Source organism: Nocardioides immobilis (assembly GCF_003515065.1).
GTDB classification, from domain to species: Bacteria; Actinomycetota; Actinomycetes; order Propionibacteriales; family Nocardioidaceae; genus Nocardioides; species Nocardioides immobilis.
This window is the reverse complement of sequence record NZ_QXGH01000044.1, coordinates 40683-56311: the sequence shown is the minus strand read 5'-3', so window position 1 is coordinate 56311 and position 15629 is coordinate 40683. Positions and strand designations below refer to the sequence as shown.

The 15629-nt window shown below is 71.3% G+C and carries 15 protein-coding genes and 1 tRNA gene; 6 read left to right on the top strand and 10 right to left on the bottom strand.

Annotation, left to right across the window (positions count from 1 at the left end):
* Positions 1 to 189: 189 nt before the first annotated feature.
* Both D0Z08_RS29175 and D0Z08_RS29170 read left to right on the top strand, forming a co-directional pair.
* On the top strand, positions 190 to 1176 hold the full coding sequence (locus D0Z08_RS29175) for an integrase core domain-containing protein (RefSeq protein WP_220454434.1): 987 nt from the start codon (positions 190 to 192) through the stop codon (positions 1174 to 1176).
* A gap of 123 nt (positions 1177 to 1299) precedes the next feature.
* The gene (locus D0Z08_RS29170; protein ID WP_118928797.1) at positions 1300 to 2028 is read left to right on the top strand and encodes a sulfotransferase family protein; all 729 of its coding nucleotides are present in this window, start codon (positions 1300 to 1302) and stop codon (positions 2026 to 2028) included.
* Positions 2029 to 2194: 166 nt separating this feature from the next.
* Here D0Z08_RS29170 and D0Z08_RS29165 read toward each other — a convergent pair.
* The 6 genes from D0Z08_RS29165 to cysS form a co-directional block, all read right to left on the bottom strand.
* Positions 2195 to 2276 (bottom strand) — tRNA-Gln (locus D0Z08_RS29165).
* A 96-nt stretch (positions 2277 to 2372) separates the two neighbouring features.
* Positions 2373 to 3476: an NAD(P)/FAD-dependent oxidoreductase gene (locus D0Z08_RS29160; RefSeq protein WP_118928796.1), complete on the bottom strand. Its 1104-nt coding sequence runs from the start codon at positions 3474 to 3476 to the stop codon at positions 2373 to 2375.
* Positions 3477 to 3503: 27 nt separating this feature from the next.
* Entirely contained in the window at positions 3504 to 4652 is a 1149-nt protein-coding gene (locus D0Z08_RS29155; RefSeq protein ID WP_245994625.1) for an acyl-CoA dehydrogenase family protein, read from the bottom strand.
* A 53-nt stretch (positions 4653 to 4705) separates the two neighbouring features.
* Complete coding sequence (locus tag D0Z08_RS29150; protein ID WP_118928794.1) at positions 4706 to 6205, bottom strand: metallophosphoesterase family protein; 1500 nt, start codon at positions 6203 to 6205, stop codon at positions 4706 to 4708.
* Between the two features lie 6 nt (positions 6206 to 6211).
* Positions 6212 to 7180 (bottom strand): 23S rRNA (guanosine(2251)-2'-O)-methyltransferase RlmB, encoded by a 969-nt coding sequence (gene rlmB, locus D0Z08_RS29145; protein ID WP_118928793.1) that lies wholly within the window; start codon positions 7178 to 7180, stop codon positions 6212 to 6214.
* Positions 7181 to 7184: 4 nt separating this feature from the next.
* Positions 7185 to 8603 carry a cysteine--tRNA ligase gene (gene cysS / locus D0Z08_RS29140; RefSeq protein WP_118928792.1) on the bottom strand — a complete coding sequence of 473 codons (1419 nt, stop codon included), beginning with the start codon at positions 8601 to 8603 and terminating at the stop codon, positions 7185 to 7187.
* Between the two features lie 82 nt (positions 8604 to 8685).
* Between cysS and D0Z08_RS29135 the strand changes: the two genes are divergently transcribed.
* Positions 8686 to 9945 carry a C39 family peptidase gene (locus D0Z08_RS29135; protein WP_118928791.1) on the top strand — a complete coding sequence of 420 codons (1260 nt, stop codon included), beginning with the start codon at positions 8686 to 8688 and terminating at the stop codon, positions 9943 to 9945.
* Between the two features lie 6 nt (positions 9946 to 9951).
* Here D0Z08_RS29135 and D0Z08_RS29130 read toward each other — a convergent pair whose 3' ends face one another.
* Together D0Z08_RS29130 and D0Z08_RS29125 are read right to left on the bottom strand one after the other, a co-directional pair.
* Positions 9952 to 10707, bottom strand: a complete 756-nt coding sequence (locus D0Z08_RS29130) for an SDR family NAD(P)-dependent oxidoreductase (protein ID WP_118928790.1) — start codon at positions 10705 to 10707, stop codon at positions 9952 to 9954.
* Entirely contained in the window at positions 10704 to 12239 is a 1536-nt protein-coding gene (locus D0Z08_RS29125) for a molybdopterin-dependent oxidoreductase (RefSeq protein WP_118928789.1), read from the bottom strand. Before D0Z08_RS29125 ends, D0Z08_RS29130 begins: the two co-directional genes overlap by 4 nt.
* Before the next feature lie 31 nt (positions 12240 to 12270).
* Between D0Z08_RS29125 and ispF the strand changes: the two genes are divergently transcribed.
* Together ispF and D0Z08_RS29115 are read left to right on the top strand one after the other, a co-directional pair.
* Entirely contained in the window at positions 12271 to 12798 is a 528-nt protein-coding gene (ispF, locus tag D0Z08_RS29120) for a 2-C-methyl-D-erythritol 2,4-cyclodiphosphate synthase (protein WP_245994624.1), read from the top strand.
* The gene (locus D0Z08_RS29115; RefSeq protein WP_118928788.1) at positions 12795 to 13712 is read left to right on the top strand and encodes an alpha/beta fold hydrolase; all 918 of its coding nucleotides are present in this window, start codon (positions 12795 to 12797) and stop codon (positions 13710 to 13712) included. The genes ispF and D0Z08_RS29115 overlap by 4 nt, the downstream gene beginning before the upstream one ends.
* 13 nt (positions 13713 to 13725) lie before the next feature.
* On the opposite strand, the gene nirD is transcribed toward D0Z08_RS29115, so the two are convergent.
* Positions 13726 to 14085: a nitrite reductase small subunit NirD gene (nirD, locus tag D0Z08_RS29110; protein WP_118928787.1), complete on the bottom strand. Its 360-nt coding sequence runs from the start codon at positions 14083 to 14085 to the stop codon at positions 13726 to 13728.
* Positions 14086 to 14186: 101 nt separating this feature from the next.
* Here nirD and D0Z08_RS29105 point away from each other — a divergent pair, with 101 nt between their 5' ends.
* Positions 14187 to 14885, top strand: coding sequence for an IspD/TarI family cytidylyltransferase (locus D0Z08_RS29105; protein WP_118928786.1), 699 nt, complete (start codon positions 14187 to 14189; stop codon positions 14883 to 14885).
* Between the two features lie 137 nt (positions 14886 to 15022).
* Here the strand turns inward: D0Z08_RS29105 and D0Z08_RS29100 are convergent, their stop codons facing one another.
* Complete coding sequence (locus tag D0Z08_RS29100; RefSeq protein WP_118928785.1) at positions 15023 to 15601, bottom strand: 2-C-methyl-D-erythritol 4-phosphate cytidylyltransferase; 579 nt, start codon at positions 15599 to 15601, stop codon at positions 15023 to 15025.
* Positions 15602 to 15629: the final 28 nt, after the last annotated feature.

Here is a 15629-nt window from a genome sequence, read left to right as displayed (position 1 = left end):
CTGCCCTGTCACCACGCTTCGCGTCAGCGGCCTTCTTGTAGTCCGGTCGCCCGGTCCTTTCGGTCACAGCAGTCATCATCGTTCCTTTGCTGAGACCGATCGCTTACACAGACCATCTGACACCCCCAGGGCCACGACGCCGGCGCTGAGACGATCGGCTGGCACCTGCTCCATCACCACCAGACCGAGGTGCCGCGGGCGACGATCCACCGGATCCTGGTGCGGAACTCCGCGGTGGTGCCGGACCCCTCGAAGCGACCGAAGTCCTCATACATCCGGTTCGAGGCCGAGCAGCCCAACGAGACCTGGCAGTCGGACTTCACCCACTACCGGCTCACCAACCACGACGGCACTCCGGGGGCCGACGTCGAGGTGTTGACCTGGCTCGACGACCACTCCCGCGCCGCACTCCATATCAGCGCCCACGTTCGGGTCACCGGCCCGATCGTGCTCGCCGCGTTCCGCGAAACCGCAGGCCAGCACGGCCACCCAGCATCGGTGCTCACCGACAACGGCATGATCTACACGACCAGGTTCTCCGGTGGCCGCGGCGGCCGTAACCACTTGGAGTTCGAGCTGCGCGAGCTCAACATCGTGCAGAAGAACTCCCGACCCAACCACCCGACCACCTGCGGCAAGGTCGAGAGGTTCCAGCAGACCCTGAAGAAGTGGCTACGCGCTCAGCCCGCCCAGCCGACCACCATCACTGAACTGCAGGCGCTGCTGGACCGATTCGCGATCGAGTACAACACCACCCGCCCACACCGCTCCCTGCCCCACCATGCGACCCCGGCCACCGTCTACGCCACTCGTCCCAAAGCGGTCCCCTCGACCGACCGATCCAGCGACACCCACGACCGGGTCCGCACCGACAAGGTCAGCAAGAACGGCACCGTCACCCTTCGCATCGCCGGCCGGCTGCGCCACATCGGCATCGGTCGAACCCACGCCGGAACCGACATCCTGCTCCTGGTCCAAGACCTCCAGGTCCGCATCATCAACGCCGCCACCGGCGAGATCCTCCGCGAACTGGTCATCGATCCCGCCCGCGACTATCACGGCACCGGACGACCACCCGGTCCACCACCGAAAAGCAATGAGCCCGAACCCACATCCGTGGGTTCGGGCTATGCCGATGTCCTGAGACATCACATGAGCTCCCCGGGTAGGAGTTGAACCTACGTCGCTAGTCCTGATTCAAGAGAGAAGTCGTCGTCGACTCTCGTCGGTACCAGAGCAGCTGCCCCTGACGAAGGGGGGCGGGTGGCGCAGCACCGCCGCGGTCCCTAGGGTCGAGCGGTGCCTCGTCACCGTCGATACTTTCCCTATCCTCGCCGTCGGGTCGACTACCTGACGCACATCTCGCGCAGGCACGACTATGTCTATTTGGAGGTCCCGAAGGCGGGCTGCAGCGTGGTCAAGCGCGTGCTCCAGCACAGCGAGGTCGATGGCATCGGTCTCGACCCGGCTGCCTCGGTCCACGATCGTTCGAAGTCCCCGTTGGCGGCGCCACTGACCGACGGCTTCGACATGGACGTCGTGTTCGGGCCGGACTCGCCGTACTTCCGATTCAGCTTCGTACGCAATCCCTACACACGCGCACTGTCCTGCTACCTGGAGAAGATCGCGGGTGAGCAGTGGCTCCGGGAGATACGTCTGCCAGCGCTGGGGTTCGCAGCGGACGCCGAGGTGTCGTTCGCGGAGTTCCTGCACCGGGTGCGTGAGCAGGACCCGAGGCGCATGGACACCCACTGGGCGCCGCAGAGCTTCCTGCTGTCCCTGGCCCGGATCGAGTACGGCTTCCTGGGACGGTTCGAGACCTTCCAGCGAGATCTTCTCCGCCTCGTCGAGACCCTCGACCTCCAGGTCCCCGCGGACCTGCTCGAGCGGCGGACCGCCCACGTGACCGGCGCCGACCAACGGCTGCGCGACTACTACAACCCTGAGACGGTCTCGCTGGTGCGCGAGATCTACCGCGAGGACTTCGAGCGACTGGGCTACGGCATCGACCTGCGGTTCGCAGCCTGAGCAATCACCGCTCCTGCCAGACCTGACCAGATGGACATGTCCGACGTCGGCCTGCCTGGCGACCCGTGGCGGCGGAGGCGTTGGCCGCGATCTCGTCGAGGAGGCCCGTCCCTATCGGAAGTAGGGGCGGGCCTCGCGCCGTCTGACCAGCGCTAACTCTCTGGCCTGGCTCCCCGGGTAGGAGTCGAACCTACGTCGCTAGTCCTGATTCAAAGTCAGGCGGGCCCTGCCGGCAGACCAACCGGGGAATGTGGTGGAAAGCCTAGATGGCTCCCCCTCCGCGCTCACAACGTCCTACCGCTGGGGCCGCCGACGGCCCGCTCCGCAGGACGTCCGGCCCATCCTCACGCCAGCTGCGCGCGCATGGCGGCGCGCATCTCGTAGACCTCGGGCGGCAGCGCCAGCGAGGCCGCGGCGACCGCGGCCTCGAACGACGGGAGCGCCTCCTCGTCGCGGACGCGTGCGTAGTCGGCGAGCGCGGCGTCGAGGTCGGCACCCGGCGCGAGCCCGGCGCAGAGGGCGTCGCTCAGCGACTGCGCATCACGGAAGGCGTCGCTGATGCCGTGGGCGGGCGCGGGGTCCTTCACGCACCCGGCGTCGCCGACCAGCGCCCAGCCGGGCCCGGAGGCCTGTCGTACGACGTTGGGCAGGTCGCCGGTCCCGAGCCAGCGCTCCTCACGCCGGCCGGCTCGCACCCGGTCGGCGACCACGGAGACCTGGTCCAAGTAGGCGTCGAAGCCGGCCGCGATGTCCGCCTTGAACGCCGCATAGCCCGACGAGGGTCCCTGGATCGCGACACAGGTGAGGTCGTCGTTGGTCGGGAACATCAGGTGCAGCGACGTCTCCGGCGTCATCCACCCCTCCACCCCGCCGACGGGCACGCCGCTGAAGTAGCTGTAGTACCCGAAGGTCACCACCGGGTGCTCACGCACCACCGGGGCCTCGACCGCGCGGCCCACCACCGAGCGATGCCCGTCGGCCCCGACGACCACCGATGCTCGCTCCGTGAACGTCCGCCCACCGGAGCGACCCTCGATGCCGGCGACCCGACCGTGCTCCCACACCAGCCCGGTCACCGTGAAGGCCGGTCGGAACTCGGCTCCGGCGGTGATCGCCGCATTGACCAGGATCTCGTCGAGGACGTAGCGCCGAGGCATGTAGATGGCATCGACCCCGTCCTCTCGGGAGTCGAGGCGCTCGACGAGCGGTCCGTCACCGAAGTCGAAGGTGACGGTCCGGACGGGCGGGCAGTTCGACGCGATGACGGTGTCGAGCAGGCCCCACGACGTCAGGCTGAGCGTGCCCGGCGAGAGGATCGCGTGGTTCCGGAAGGTGTCGCGGGGGAAGGTGACGCGGTCGACCAGCAGCACCCGCAGACCGGCCCTCGCAAGGAGCATCGCCGTGGGCGACCCGGCGCAGCGGGCACCGACCACGATGACGTCGTACACACGGCGACAGTAGGTCGTCGCAGAGGGTCAGCGCAGGAGATCGCGCGCGATGACCATCCGCTGGATCTGGTTGGTGCCCTCGAAGATCTGGGTGACCTTGGCGTCCCGGAAGAGCCGCTCGACCGGGTACTCCCGCGTGTAGCCGTTGCCGCCGAGCACCTGGACCGCGTCGGTGGCCACGCTCATCGCGGCGTCGGTGGCGGTCACCTTGGCGACGGAGGCCTGCCGCGAGAACGGGCGGCCGGCGTCCTTGAGCCGTGCGGCATGGAGGTGCGACGCCCGCGACCGCTCCACCGCGGCGGCCATGTCGGCCAGCATGAACTGGAGGCCCTGGTTGTCGCTGATCGGGCTCCCGAACTGGATCCGCTCCTTGGAGTACGCGACGGCGCACTCGAGCGCGGCCTGCGCGATGCCGGTCGCCACCGCCGCGATGCCGAGCCGGCCGGCGTCGAGCGCGGACAGCGCGACCTGCATGCCGCGGCCCTCCTCGCCGATCAGCTGGGCGGCGGGGATCCGCGCGTCGTCGAACAGGACCTGGGTGGTGACGTCGCAGGCGAGGCCCATCTTCTTCTCGGGCACGCCGAAGCTCATCCCGGCAGTGCCGTCCGGCACCACGAACGCGGACAGTCCCCGCTTCGGGTCGGGCGCCGTGCGCGCGAAGAGGATGTAGTAGTCGGCGCACGAGCCGTTGGAGATCCACTGCTTGGTGCCGTTGACGACGTACTCCTCGCCATCGCGTACGGCGGCCGTGCGGATGCCGCTCACGTCGGAGCCCGCCTGCGGCTCCGAGAGGCAGTAGGCGCCGAGCCAGTCACCGCTGAGCATCCGCGGCAGCCACTCCTGCTTGAGCGCGTCCGACCCGTTCGCCGCGACCACCGTGGCGGTCAGACTGTGCACGCTGATGCCGACGCCCACGCTCGGCCACGCCCTGCCGATCTCCTCGACGACCTGGAGGTAGACCTCGTACGGCTGAGCGCCGCCGCCGTACTCCTCCGGGAACGGGAGGCTGAGCAGGCCGGCATTGCCGAGGAGCCGGTACGCCGCCGCCGGGAACTCGCCGGTCTGCTCGGCCTCGTGGACGTCCGGCTCGAGCTCCTTCTCCGCGATCTCCCGGGTCAGCGCGAGCAGCTCACGGGCCTCGTCGCTGGGCAGCAGTCGCTCCACGTTCGTTCCCACCCGGCCACTCTAGAGAGGCCTGGGTCGGCAGCCGGCACTGACCTGGCGCCGGCTCACTCGAGCTCGACGTACGGGTCGACCGCGAAGCTGCCGGTGGTCTCCACCGTGACCGACTGGATGCCGGCCGGCTCCCCGTCGCGGTAGGTGATCAGCGCCAGGCCCGCCGCGCGCCGCAGCTTGGTGCCGATGGCGATGGCATAGGCGGCACCGCCCGCCGTACCGACCGTGTAGGTGTAGCCGACCTCGCCGTCGTCCGTCCGCACCGGGTCCGGGCCGGCCTGCACGTGGGTGTGCCCGCCGACGACCAGGTCGACGCAGCCGCGGCTGAGCGCCTCGTCGCCGAGGTTGGCGTCGTGGACGAGCAGGGTGTCGACGCGGTCACCGTCCTCGTCGGCCTCGCACGCGGCGTCGGCGAGCCGGGCCCGGACCTCGGCGAAGGTCAGGTCGCTCTCGTCCCGCCAGTTGCCGAGGCCGCTGGAGCGTGGGTCGTCCACGCCGAGGATCCGGGTTTCCCCCGGGCCGTCGATCACCTCGTCGTCGAAGTAGGTCCAGCCGAGGTCGGTCAGGTAGGACCGCACGAACGTGCCGTGGTCGTGGTTGCCCGCCACCGCCCACCGGGAGTAGTCGTCGAAGGTGTCCGCCAACGAGTCGAGCGAGAACGCCTCCCACTCCTTGCCGGTCGAGGTGTCGTCGCCCGCGTCGAAGACCGCCTCGGCGCCGCCCCGCTCGGCGACGGCCCGCGCCACCTGGTCCATGCCGACGTTGTCGTGCCGGTCGGAGAGCAGGAGTACGACGGTCTCCCCCTCCTCGGGCTCCCGGAGCTCGAGGTCGGCCGCGGCCTCAGCGGCGTCGGCGTAGAACTCCCGGCCCTCGCGGTAGGAGTCGATCGCGCTCGCGACCAGCCGCCTGGTCTCCCCGGCCGTGTCGCCGCGCACCTCGACATCGGCCAGCTCGTCCGGCAGCTCGACGGAGGGACCGACGAAGGTGGCGAGCGAGACCCAACGCTCGGGCTGGTCCTGGGACGCACCGCCCAGGCCGCGCCACGGGGTGGTCAGCCCGATCACGACGAGCGCGATCACGAGCAGGCCGGCCACTCCGCGTCGGGTCGGCAGGTGCTCGACGATCTCGCCGCGTCGACGCGCGCCGAGCAGCACCCAGCCGAGGATCGGCAGCAGGCCCAGGGCGAGACCGCGGACGACCGCGTCGACCGCCATCTCCCGCACCGCGTCGGAGACCTTGGCGATCTGTGCGTCCGAGTTGCTGCCGATCGCCGCGTAGCGGGCGGTCAGCTCCTGGAGCGACCGGGCGTCGGTCTTGCCGAGCTCGATCTCCACGCCGACCAGCGAGCCGGAGTCGGTGCGCACGTCCGGCAGCACCGGGCCGGTGCGCACCACCACCTCGCCGGTGAAGTCGGGGGTGACGCGCGCCTCGTGGCTGGCCACGTCGACGGTGCGCTCGCTGGTGAGGAAGAACCCGGTCGCCGCCAAGGTCGACAGCGCCAACCACACAACGACGAGCGCCGTTGCGGTGAGCCAGCCGGGCAGCCGGGACATCCGACCCTAGAGCCTCGTCCGAGACTCGGCGATCGCGTAGAGAGCGACCGAAGCTGCCACCCCGGCGTTGAGCGACTCGAGGACCCCTGCCATCGGGATCGACACCAGCCGGTCGCAGGTCTCGGCGACCAGCCGGTGCAGGCCGTCACCCTCGGAACCCACCACGAGGACCAGCGGGCCGCCCGCGAGGTCGGCGTCGGCGATCAGCTCGGGCAGGCTCAGGTCGCCGTCGGCAGCCAGGCCGACCACGAAGCACCCGGCGTCCTGGTAGGCCTTGAGCTGGCGGGTCAGGTTGACCGTCTGAGCGACCGGGATCCGCGCCGCCGCGCCGGCGGACGTCTTCCAGGCCGACGCCGTCATCGACGCCGCCCGCCGCTCCGGGATGACCACGCCGTGCGCGCCGAAGCCCGCCGCGCTGCGGACGATCGCGCCGAGGTTGCGGGGGTCGGTGACCGCGTCCAGCGCCACGATGAGGGGCTTCTCGCCCATCTCGGCGGCAGCGTCGAGCAGGTCGTCCGGGTGGGCGTACTCGTAGGCGGGGATCTTCGCCGCGAGGCCCTGGTGCACGGCGCCGTTCGTCAGCCGGTCGAGCTCGTTGCGGCTCACCTCGAGCAGGCCGACGCCGTACTCGGCGGCCAGCCGGAAGACCTCGCGCATCCGGCCGTCGCGCTCGACGCCCTCGGCGACGTAGACGGAGGTCACGGGGACCCGCTCGCGCAGCGCCTCGACGACGGAGTTGCGGCCGGCGATCCACTCGGCGTCCGACGTACGGCGACGCGGCCCGCCGCGCTTCGCCGCGGTCTCCTTCGCCTGCTTGGCCTGCTTGGCCTTGTGCGCCTTGTGGTACGGCCGGTCGACCGCGCGGGGCGTCGGGCCCTTGCCCTCGAGGCCGCGCTTGACCCGCCCGCCGGAACCGGCCGTGGGCTTCTTGCTCTGCTTGCGGATCGCGCCGCGGCGCTCGCTGTTGCCGGGCATGTCGCTAGTTCACCGTCCATGTCGGGCCGGTCGGGGTGTCGGTGACCTCGATGCCGGCCTGCTTGATCTGGTCGCGGATTGCGTCCGCGCGCGCCCAGTCCTTCGCCTCGCGGGCCTGCGCCCGCTCCTCGAGCAGACCGGCCACCAGTGCGTCGACGGCGGACTTGAGCTTGTCGTCCTCGCCGGCCGAGCCTGTCGAGGCCCACGCGGAGTCCTGCGGGTCGAGGCCGAGCACGTCGAGCATCGCCCGGACCGACGCGGCGTTGCCGCGCAGCGCAGCCGAGTCGCCGCCGGCGATCAGCTTGTTGCCCTCGCGGACCACGTCGTGGATGGCCGCCACGGCACCAGGAGTGCCGAGGTCGTTGTCCATCGCCTCGACGAACTCCGCGCACAGCGTGCCGCCGCCCGGGATCTCGCCGAGCAGCTCGGCGGCGCGCTCGAGGAACGCCTCCATCCGCCGGAACCCCACCGCGGCCTCGTCGAGCGCCTCGAAGGAGAACTCCACGTGGGACCGGTAGTGCGCCGCAACCAGGTAGTAGCGCAGCTCGATGCCGCGGTACTGGTCGAGGACCGCGGGGATGGTCAGCGAGTTGCCGAGCGACTTGCTCATCTTCTCGCCGGCGGTGGTGATCCATGCGTTGTGCATCCAGTACGTCGCGAACGGCCGGCCGGCCGCGCGGGACTGCGCCTGCTCGTTCTCGTGGTGCGGGAAGCGCAGGTCGACGCCACCGCCGTGGATGTCGAAGGCCGCGCCGAGGTACTTGCCCGCCATCGCCGAGCACTCGATGTGCCAGCCGGGCCTTCCGCGCCCCCACGGGCTCGGCCAGGCCGCGGTGTCGGGCTCCGACCCCAACTTCTGTCCCTTCCACAGGGCGAAGTCGCGCGGGTCGCGCTTGCCGCGCGGGTCGGCATCGGCCGCGGGCTCCATGTCGTCGACGCCCTGGTGGGTCAGCTCGCCGTACGACGGCCAGGACCGGACGTCGAAGTAGACGTCGCCGGAACCGTCCTCCGCCGGGTAGGCGTGGCCACGGATGATCAGCTCGGTGATCAGCTCGATCATCTCCGGCACGTGCCCCGTGGCGGCCGGCTCGTAGGTCGGCGGCGCCACGTTGAGCGCGTCGTAGGCGCGGTCGAGCTCGCGGTGCATCGCGTAGGCGAGGTTGTACCAGGGGCGTCCCTGCTCGGAGGACTTGATGAGGATCTTGTCGTCGATGTCGGTGATGTTGCGGATGAACGTGACCTCGTAGCCGAGGTGACGCAGCCAGCGCTGCAGCACGTCGAAGTTCACGCCCGAGCGCACGTGGCCGACGTGCGGCTCGCTCTGCACGGTCAGGCCACACACGTAGAGACCAGCTTTGCCCGCCTCGAGGGGCACGAAGTCACGGACTTCGCGGGTCGCAGTGTCATAGAGCCTGAACGTCACCGGCTCAGTCTAGGGACGCGCACGCTCGCGGCCCGAATCCGCCGTGTGACAGAAGTGACTGATGTGACTTACCGTCGTACTCATGCGTCGACAGCTCGCCGTCGGTCTGACCGCACTCCTCGCCCTCACCGGCCTGAGCGCGTGCGCAGGCGACCCCCAGGACGACTCGGCGGTCGCGGTGGCGGCGGTCGGCGCCGAGCGGTCGATCACCCTGACCCGCTGGGACAGCGGCCGGCAGTGGCGGCGCGGCGCGCTTGCCGGTACGGCGGTGCGCGAGGGCCGGCTGGCGTTCGACCAGGGCGTGACGACCACGACGGCCGGCGGTCGGTCGTACGACGTCGCCCGCTGGAAGTCGCGGTGGGTCACACCGGGCTACGCCTTCACCGAGCTGATCGCGTCGTGGTCGGCCCGGACGCCGAAGGACAGCTGGATCGCCGTCCAGGTCCGCGGCCGGGCGGCGGACGGCGACCGCACCTCCTGGGACCTCCTCGGACGCTGGGCGTCGACCGACCGGTTCCTCCGGCGCGCGACCGTCTCCGGCCAGGACGACGACGGCACCCGGGTCGCGGTCGACACCTGGCGCACGTCCGGCCTTCCCGCCTTCCAGATCCGGGTGTTGCTCGCGCGGCGGGCCGGGGCGCCGTACCGGCCGAGCCTGGACCTGGCCACCGCGATGACCTCCCGGGTGCCGTCGTCGGCCGGGGCCACCTCGACCGCGGGACCGGCGCGCGGCGTCGTGCTGCCCGCGCCGCGCTTCTCGCAGATGACGCACAACGGGCACTACCCGCAGTGGGGCGGCGGCGGGGAGGCCTGGTGCTCACCCACGTCGACCTCGATGGTGCTCGCCTACTACGACCGGCTGCCGGCCGCCCGCCGCTATGCCTGGGTGCCCGACGGCCACCCCCAGCCCTGGGTCGACCACGCGGCACGGATGACCTACGACCATGCGTACGACGGCACCGGCAACTGGCCCTTCAACACCGCGTACGCCGCTCCGCTCGCCGGCAAGGCCTTCGTGACCCGGCTCCGCTCGATCCGCGAGGCCGAGCACTTCATCGCGGCCGGGATCCCGGTGGTCGTGTCGATCGCGTTCGGGCCGGGTGAGCTCGACGGTGCCCCGATCAGCTCGTCCGACGGCCACCTGCTGGTGATCGTCGGCGTGCGCGACAACGGCAACGTGGTCGTGAACGACCCGGCTTCGGACAGCAGGCGCCGGGTTCGTCGTACCTATGCCCGCGGCCAGCTCGAGCGCCTCTGGCTCGAGGCCTCGGGCGGGCTGACCTACGTGATCACCGACCCGGCGCATCCCCTGCCGAACCCCGGTCAGGCCACCAACTGGTAGCCGCCGTCAGGCGCCGTAGCCGCCGTCGACGTCGATCTTCTGGCCGCTGATGAATCCGGCGCGGGGCGAGGCGAGGAAGCAGACGGCCTCGGCGACGTCGCGCGCGAAGCCGAAGCGGCGGAGCGGGATGTTGCGACGGGTGATCTCGAGAGCGTCGTCGGAGAGCTCACCCGAGGCGATCAGGCGCTCGGCCATGCCGTCGGTGAGCATGCCGGGGCCGACGGCGTTGACCCGTACGCCGAACCGCCCCTCCTCCACCGCCAGCGCCCGCACCATCGCCTCGACCGCGGCCTTCGGCGCCGACGAGAGGCCGTCGCGGGTGGGGAACCTGGTGGTGGCGGCCGTCGTCACCGCGACCAGGGAGCCCGCGGACGCACGCAGGGCCGGCAGCGCCGCGTGTGCGACGGCGAAGAACCCGGCGGCGTCGACGGCAAGCTGGTCGGCCATCGCATCCGGCTCGACCCGCGAGAGATGGACCATCGGCACGTGCGGACCCGCGGCGTAGACGACCGTGTGCAGGCCGCGGAGGTCGGCGACGGCCTGGTCGATCACCCGGCCGACCTCGCGCCGGTCGTTGAGGTCGACGGCGTACGACGCCTCGCCCACCTGCGACGGCCGGGTCCGGTGCGTCACCGCCACCCGGGCGCCGCGCTCCACCAGCATCTCTGCCACGCAGCGACCGATGCCGCCCGAGCCACCCACGACGAGCGCTCCGCCGGCGATCCCGGCGAAGTCCACGGGGTCGCGGTTCGTCGTGCTCATGAGGCTGAGAACTCGATGGAGTGCCACCCGGTGGCACCGTCGGGCAGGACGCCGGTCTCGACTCCCGTCTGCACCTCGCCCTCCTTGCTGGTCGCGCGCACCCGCAGGTCGTGGTCGCCCTCACCGACCTCGACCTCGGCCCGCCACTGCACCCAGGTGTCGTCGCTGGGCACCCGGGCGAGCGTCGCCGCCGTCCAGGCGCCACCGTCGAGCGACACCTCGACGGCCTCGATGCCGGTGTGCTGCAGCCAGGCCGCGCCGGCGCAGACAAGGGTGCCGGTGGAGACGTCGGCTCCGTCGTTGGGGACGTCGATCCGCGACGAGAGCTTGACCGGGCCCATCTCCGACCAGCCCTTGCCGGTCCAGTAGGCGTCGATCGCGTCGAAGGTCGTCACCTCCATGTCGACCACCCACTTGCACGCCGAGACGTAGCCGTAGAGGCCCGGCACGATCGTCCGGACGGGGAAGCCGTGCTCGACCGTGAGCGGCTCGCCGTTCATGTACAGCGCCAGCATCGCGTTGCGCCCGTCCATGATCGCCGACAGCGGGGTGCCGCAGGTCCAGCCGTCGTCGGACGTCTGGAGCACGGCGTCGGCGTCAGGATCCAGGCCGGCCTCCTCGAGGATCGCCGCCAGCCGGACCCCGCTCCACCACGCGTTGCCGATCAGGTCTCCACCGACCTCGTTGGACACGCAGTTGAGGGTGATCCAGTCCTCGGTGATCTCGCGGTCGACCAGGTCGTCGAAGCTCAGCGTGAGGTCGTGCTCCACCCGGCCGTGGATCCTGAGCTCCCAGTCCTTCGGCCGGATGTTGGGCTTCAGGATCGCCGTGTCGATCAGGTAGAAGTCGTCGGCCGACGTCTGCCACGGCGCCACACCGTCGACGTCGACCTTCACGCCGCGCGGCAGCGTCGGCCTGGTCGCGCCCTCCACCCGCAGCAGCCGCCGGTCCCGCTCGACCTGCTCCCGGGTGTTGCCGGCGAGCTTGCCGAGGAGCCCGGACAGGACGGCGATGCCGCCGACAGCCGCGGCGGCGACGAAGAACCCGCGCCGGCTGTGGGTCGGGTCGGTCGCCTCGTCGTCGGAAGCCTCGACCAGCTCCCAGCGGCGCAGCCACCCGGTCATCACCGCGAGGCCGACCATCCAGGTCAGGAACCCGGCGAACACCGGCACCAGGTCGACCCCGGTGAACCCGAACTTGGCGACCACCGCGATGCCGGCGACGACCGCGAGCACGGCGAAGCCGGCCACGGTGATCCACCAGCGGGTGCGCCCGACCCTCCCGAGCACCGCGAAGACGATGGTGAGGATGACGAACATCCCGATCAGCAGCACCTGCTTGTCGCGTGTCTGGAACGTGTCGATGGCCCACTTCGCGACCGGGCCGGGCGTCAGCGTGATGACGCCCTCGGCCACCGCGACGGCTGGCGACTCACGGATCCTGAGGAGTCCGGCGACCAGATAGCTGGTGGCCAGGCCGAGGGCTCCGACGAACACGCCGGACAACCACCACCAACTTCGGGACGTCCTCACAGGTTGATTGTGACTCAGGCATGATCGGCGCGTGAACCAACCGTCCCCAGCCGGATCGATCCGCACCGGCATCGGCACCGACGTCCACCGTCTGGTGCCACGGGGGACCGGCGACCCGCCCCTTCAGCTCGCGGGCCTCAGCTGGCCCGACGAATCGCATCGCCTGGACGGTCACTCCGACGCGGATGTCGCCGCGCACGCCGCCTGCGACGCCCTGCTCGCGGCCGCCGGGCTCGGCGACCTCGGCAGCAACTTCGGTACGGCGGACCCGGCCTGGGCCGGTGCTGCCGGCGCCGCGCTGCTCGGGGAGACCGTGCGCCGGGTCCGGGCTGCGGGCTTCGCCGTCGGCAACGTCGCTGTCCAGGTGATCGGCAACCGTCCGCGGCTCGGCAGCCGTCGGGCGGAGGCGGAAGCCGCACTGTCCGAGGCGGTCGGGGCCCCGGTGTCGGTGTCGGCGACCACGACCGACGGGCTCGGGCTCACCGGCCGGGGCGAGGGCGTGGCCGCGATCGCGACGGCGCTCGTGCACGCCGTACGTCTCGACGAGGAGACCCGATGACCGACCGCACCGTGACCACCGAGGACGGACTGCGTCTGCACGTGACGGTGCACGGGCCCGACGACGCTCCGGTGACGGTGCTGCTGTCGCACTGCTGGACCGCCGACGAGTCCGACTGGCACTACCAGGTGCAGGACCTGCTGTCCCGCTACGGGCACCGGATCCGGATCGTCACCTGGGACCACCGCGGTCATGGTCGGTCCGACCAGGCCGTGGAGGCCGACTGCACGATCCCGCACCTGACGCGCGACCTCGGCACCGTCGTCGACGCGGTGGCCCCGGAGGGTCCGATCGTGATCGCCGGCCACTCGGTCGGCGGCATGGCCATCACCGCGATCCCGGAGGAGCGCCCCGACCTGGTGTCCCGGATCGTCGGCGTGCTGCTCGTGGCGACGTCGGGCGGCGACCTGCGCACGGTGACGCTGGGCCTGCCCGAGATGGGGCCCTACGTGCGCGACCGGCTGCCGTTCGTCCTGGCCACCCGCGCGCGGCTGCTGAGCCGGACGAAGCGTCAGCGGTTCCCGGTCATCGAGCGTCAGATCGCCCGCCGGATGCTCTTCGGCCGGCCCCAGCGTCCCCGCGACATCGGCCACGTCGTCGACCAGCTCATCAACTGCTCACCGGAGACCATGTCCGGGTTCTTCAAGGACATGATGCTGCACGACCGGGTCGGCAACCTGAGCGCCTTCGACGACATCGCGACCACCGTGGTCGTCGGCACCCGCGACAAGCTGACGCCGCCGGACCACGCCGCCAAGCTCGTCCAGGGCATCCGTGGCGCGCGGCTGCTGGTCGCACCCGACGCGGGCCACTACCTGCCCTTCGAGCGGCCCGGGCTCGTGACCGACGAGCTCACCACCCTCATCGACCTCGCCCTGCGGTCGACCTCGCAGGCCGCCCGCGCGGCCGGTTAGCGCGCTCGGGCCATCAAGCACATCGGTGGCCGATCATGACGACGCCCTCGACGACCTTGACCGCGTAGGCGGGCACCGAGACGTGGGAGTCGTCCAGGCACCGCCCGGTCCGTAGGTCGAAGCCGTGCTTGTGGGCCGGCGACGCCACGAAAGGTACGTCGCCCCGGCGGCCCACGATCCCCTTGGCGATCCCCCCGACGGCCGCCCGTGCGAACGGGTCGTGGTTGCCGAGCGCGTAGACCGTGTCGTCCCCGGTCCGGAAGATCGCGATGGCCTGCCCGTGGACCAGCGCGGTGACGCCGCGATCGACCTCGAGCTCGATGATCCGGCACACCGGCTGCCACTCGTCGACGGGCACGGTCCGCGGAGCCATGCGCTGAAGGTAGGTGCGGCCTGTTCACGCCGGCGTTTCGCCATGTAACAGCCGTGAAAACGCTTGCTCACCCGCCAGTCCGGCGTCGTTAGGGTGAGCGCGTGACCGAACCCTCCGCCGCCGTGGTGATCCTCGCCGCCGGGAGCGGCTCCCGCGTCGGCGCCGACGTCAACAAGGTGCTCCTCGACCTCGATGGAACGCCGGTGCTCGCGCACTCGGTGCGCACCGTGCTTGCCGTGACCGGGGTCGACCCCCTCGTCGTGGTCTGCCGGCCCGGCGAGGAGGACGCGGTCGGCGCGGCCGTCGCCCCGCACCTCGGCTCCCGCGACCTGCTGCTCGTGCCCGGAGGAGAGACCCGGCACGGCTCGGAGCAGGCGGCCCTCGACGTGCTCGCAGCCCGGATCGAGGGGGGCGAGATCGACGTCGTCGTCGTCCACGACGGAGCCCGCGCGCTCGCTCCGGCCGGGCTGTTCGAGCAGGTGATCGCGGTCGCCCGAGCGGACGGCGGCGCCGTACCGACCGTGAAGCTGGCGGGCCTCCTCCCCCGCGATCCGGGCGACGAGCTCCCGGCCGGCGAGCTGGTCGGCGTACAGACACCCCAGGCGTTCCGGGCCGCACCCCTGCTCGAGGCCTACCGCGGCGCGCGGCGCGACGGCTTCGACGGCACCGACACCGCCGCGTGCCTGGAGCGCTACCGGCCGGACCTGGCGATCGTGCCCGTGCCCGCCGGACCGGCGAACCTCAAGGTCACCTACGCCGAGGACCTCGACACCGCCTCCCGCCTCGACTCCCCCCGCTAACTCGCCGAAGTGTCAGGGTTGGTCGCGCGAAGTGTCGACCTTGGCACGCCGAAGTGTCAGGGCTGGTTGTTCGAGGTGTGACACCTCGAACAACCAACATCGACACTTCGCGCGACCAACGTTGACACTTCGCGGGCTCAGCGGGGTTCGGTGAGCGCCTCGAGGACCCGGAGGTCGTCGTCGGAGGACACCCGGCGCGCGGCGGGCGGCGCCTCCAGCAGCACCACGTCGTACGACGAACGCAGGGCGGTCACGAGCGCGACGAAGTCACCCGCGGGCTGGGCCGACAGCTCCGCGACCACGCGTGCCGGCAGCACGACCGGCGAGCACACAGCGGCCAGCCCGTCACGGTCGACGGTCTGACCGAGACGGCCCTCCGTCACCCGCTTGACGGTGTCGGTGACCGGCCGGACGCCGACCGTCACCACGTCCCGGGCGACGGCGACCTGCACGCACTCGGCGATGAACTCCGCCGGTGTCATCGGGCACAACGGGTCGTGCAGCACCAGCGGACGGCCGAGGTCGGTGACCACGGACCACGGCACGGTCACGTCGACCAGGTCGACGCCGGCCTCCCCCATCGCCCAGGCGGCGGCCGCGACCAGCGCCTCGCCGTGCACGAGGTGGTACGGCAGCGACCCACGGTCGTCGTCGAGGACGAGGCCCATCGGGCGCAGCGCCTCGCCGGTCTCGTCGTCGTACGGCTCGGGTGTCACTAGCCAAAAATACGCACAGACCGTAGAA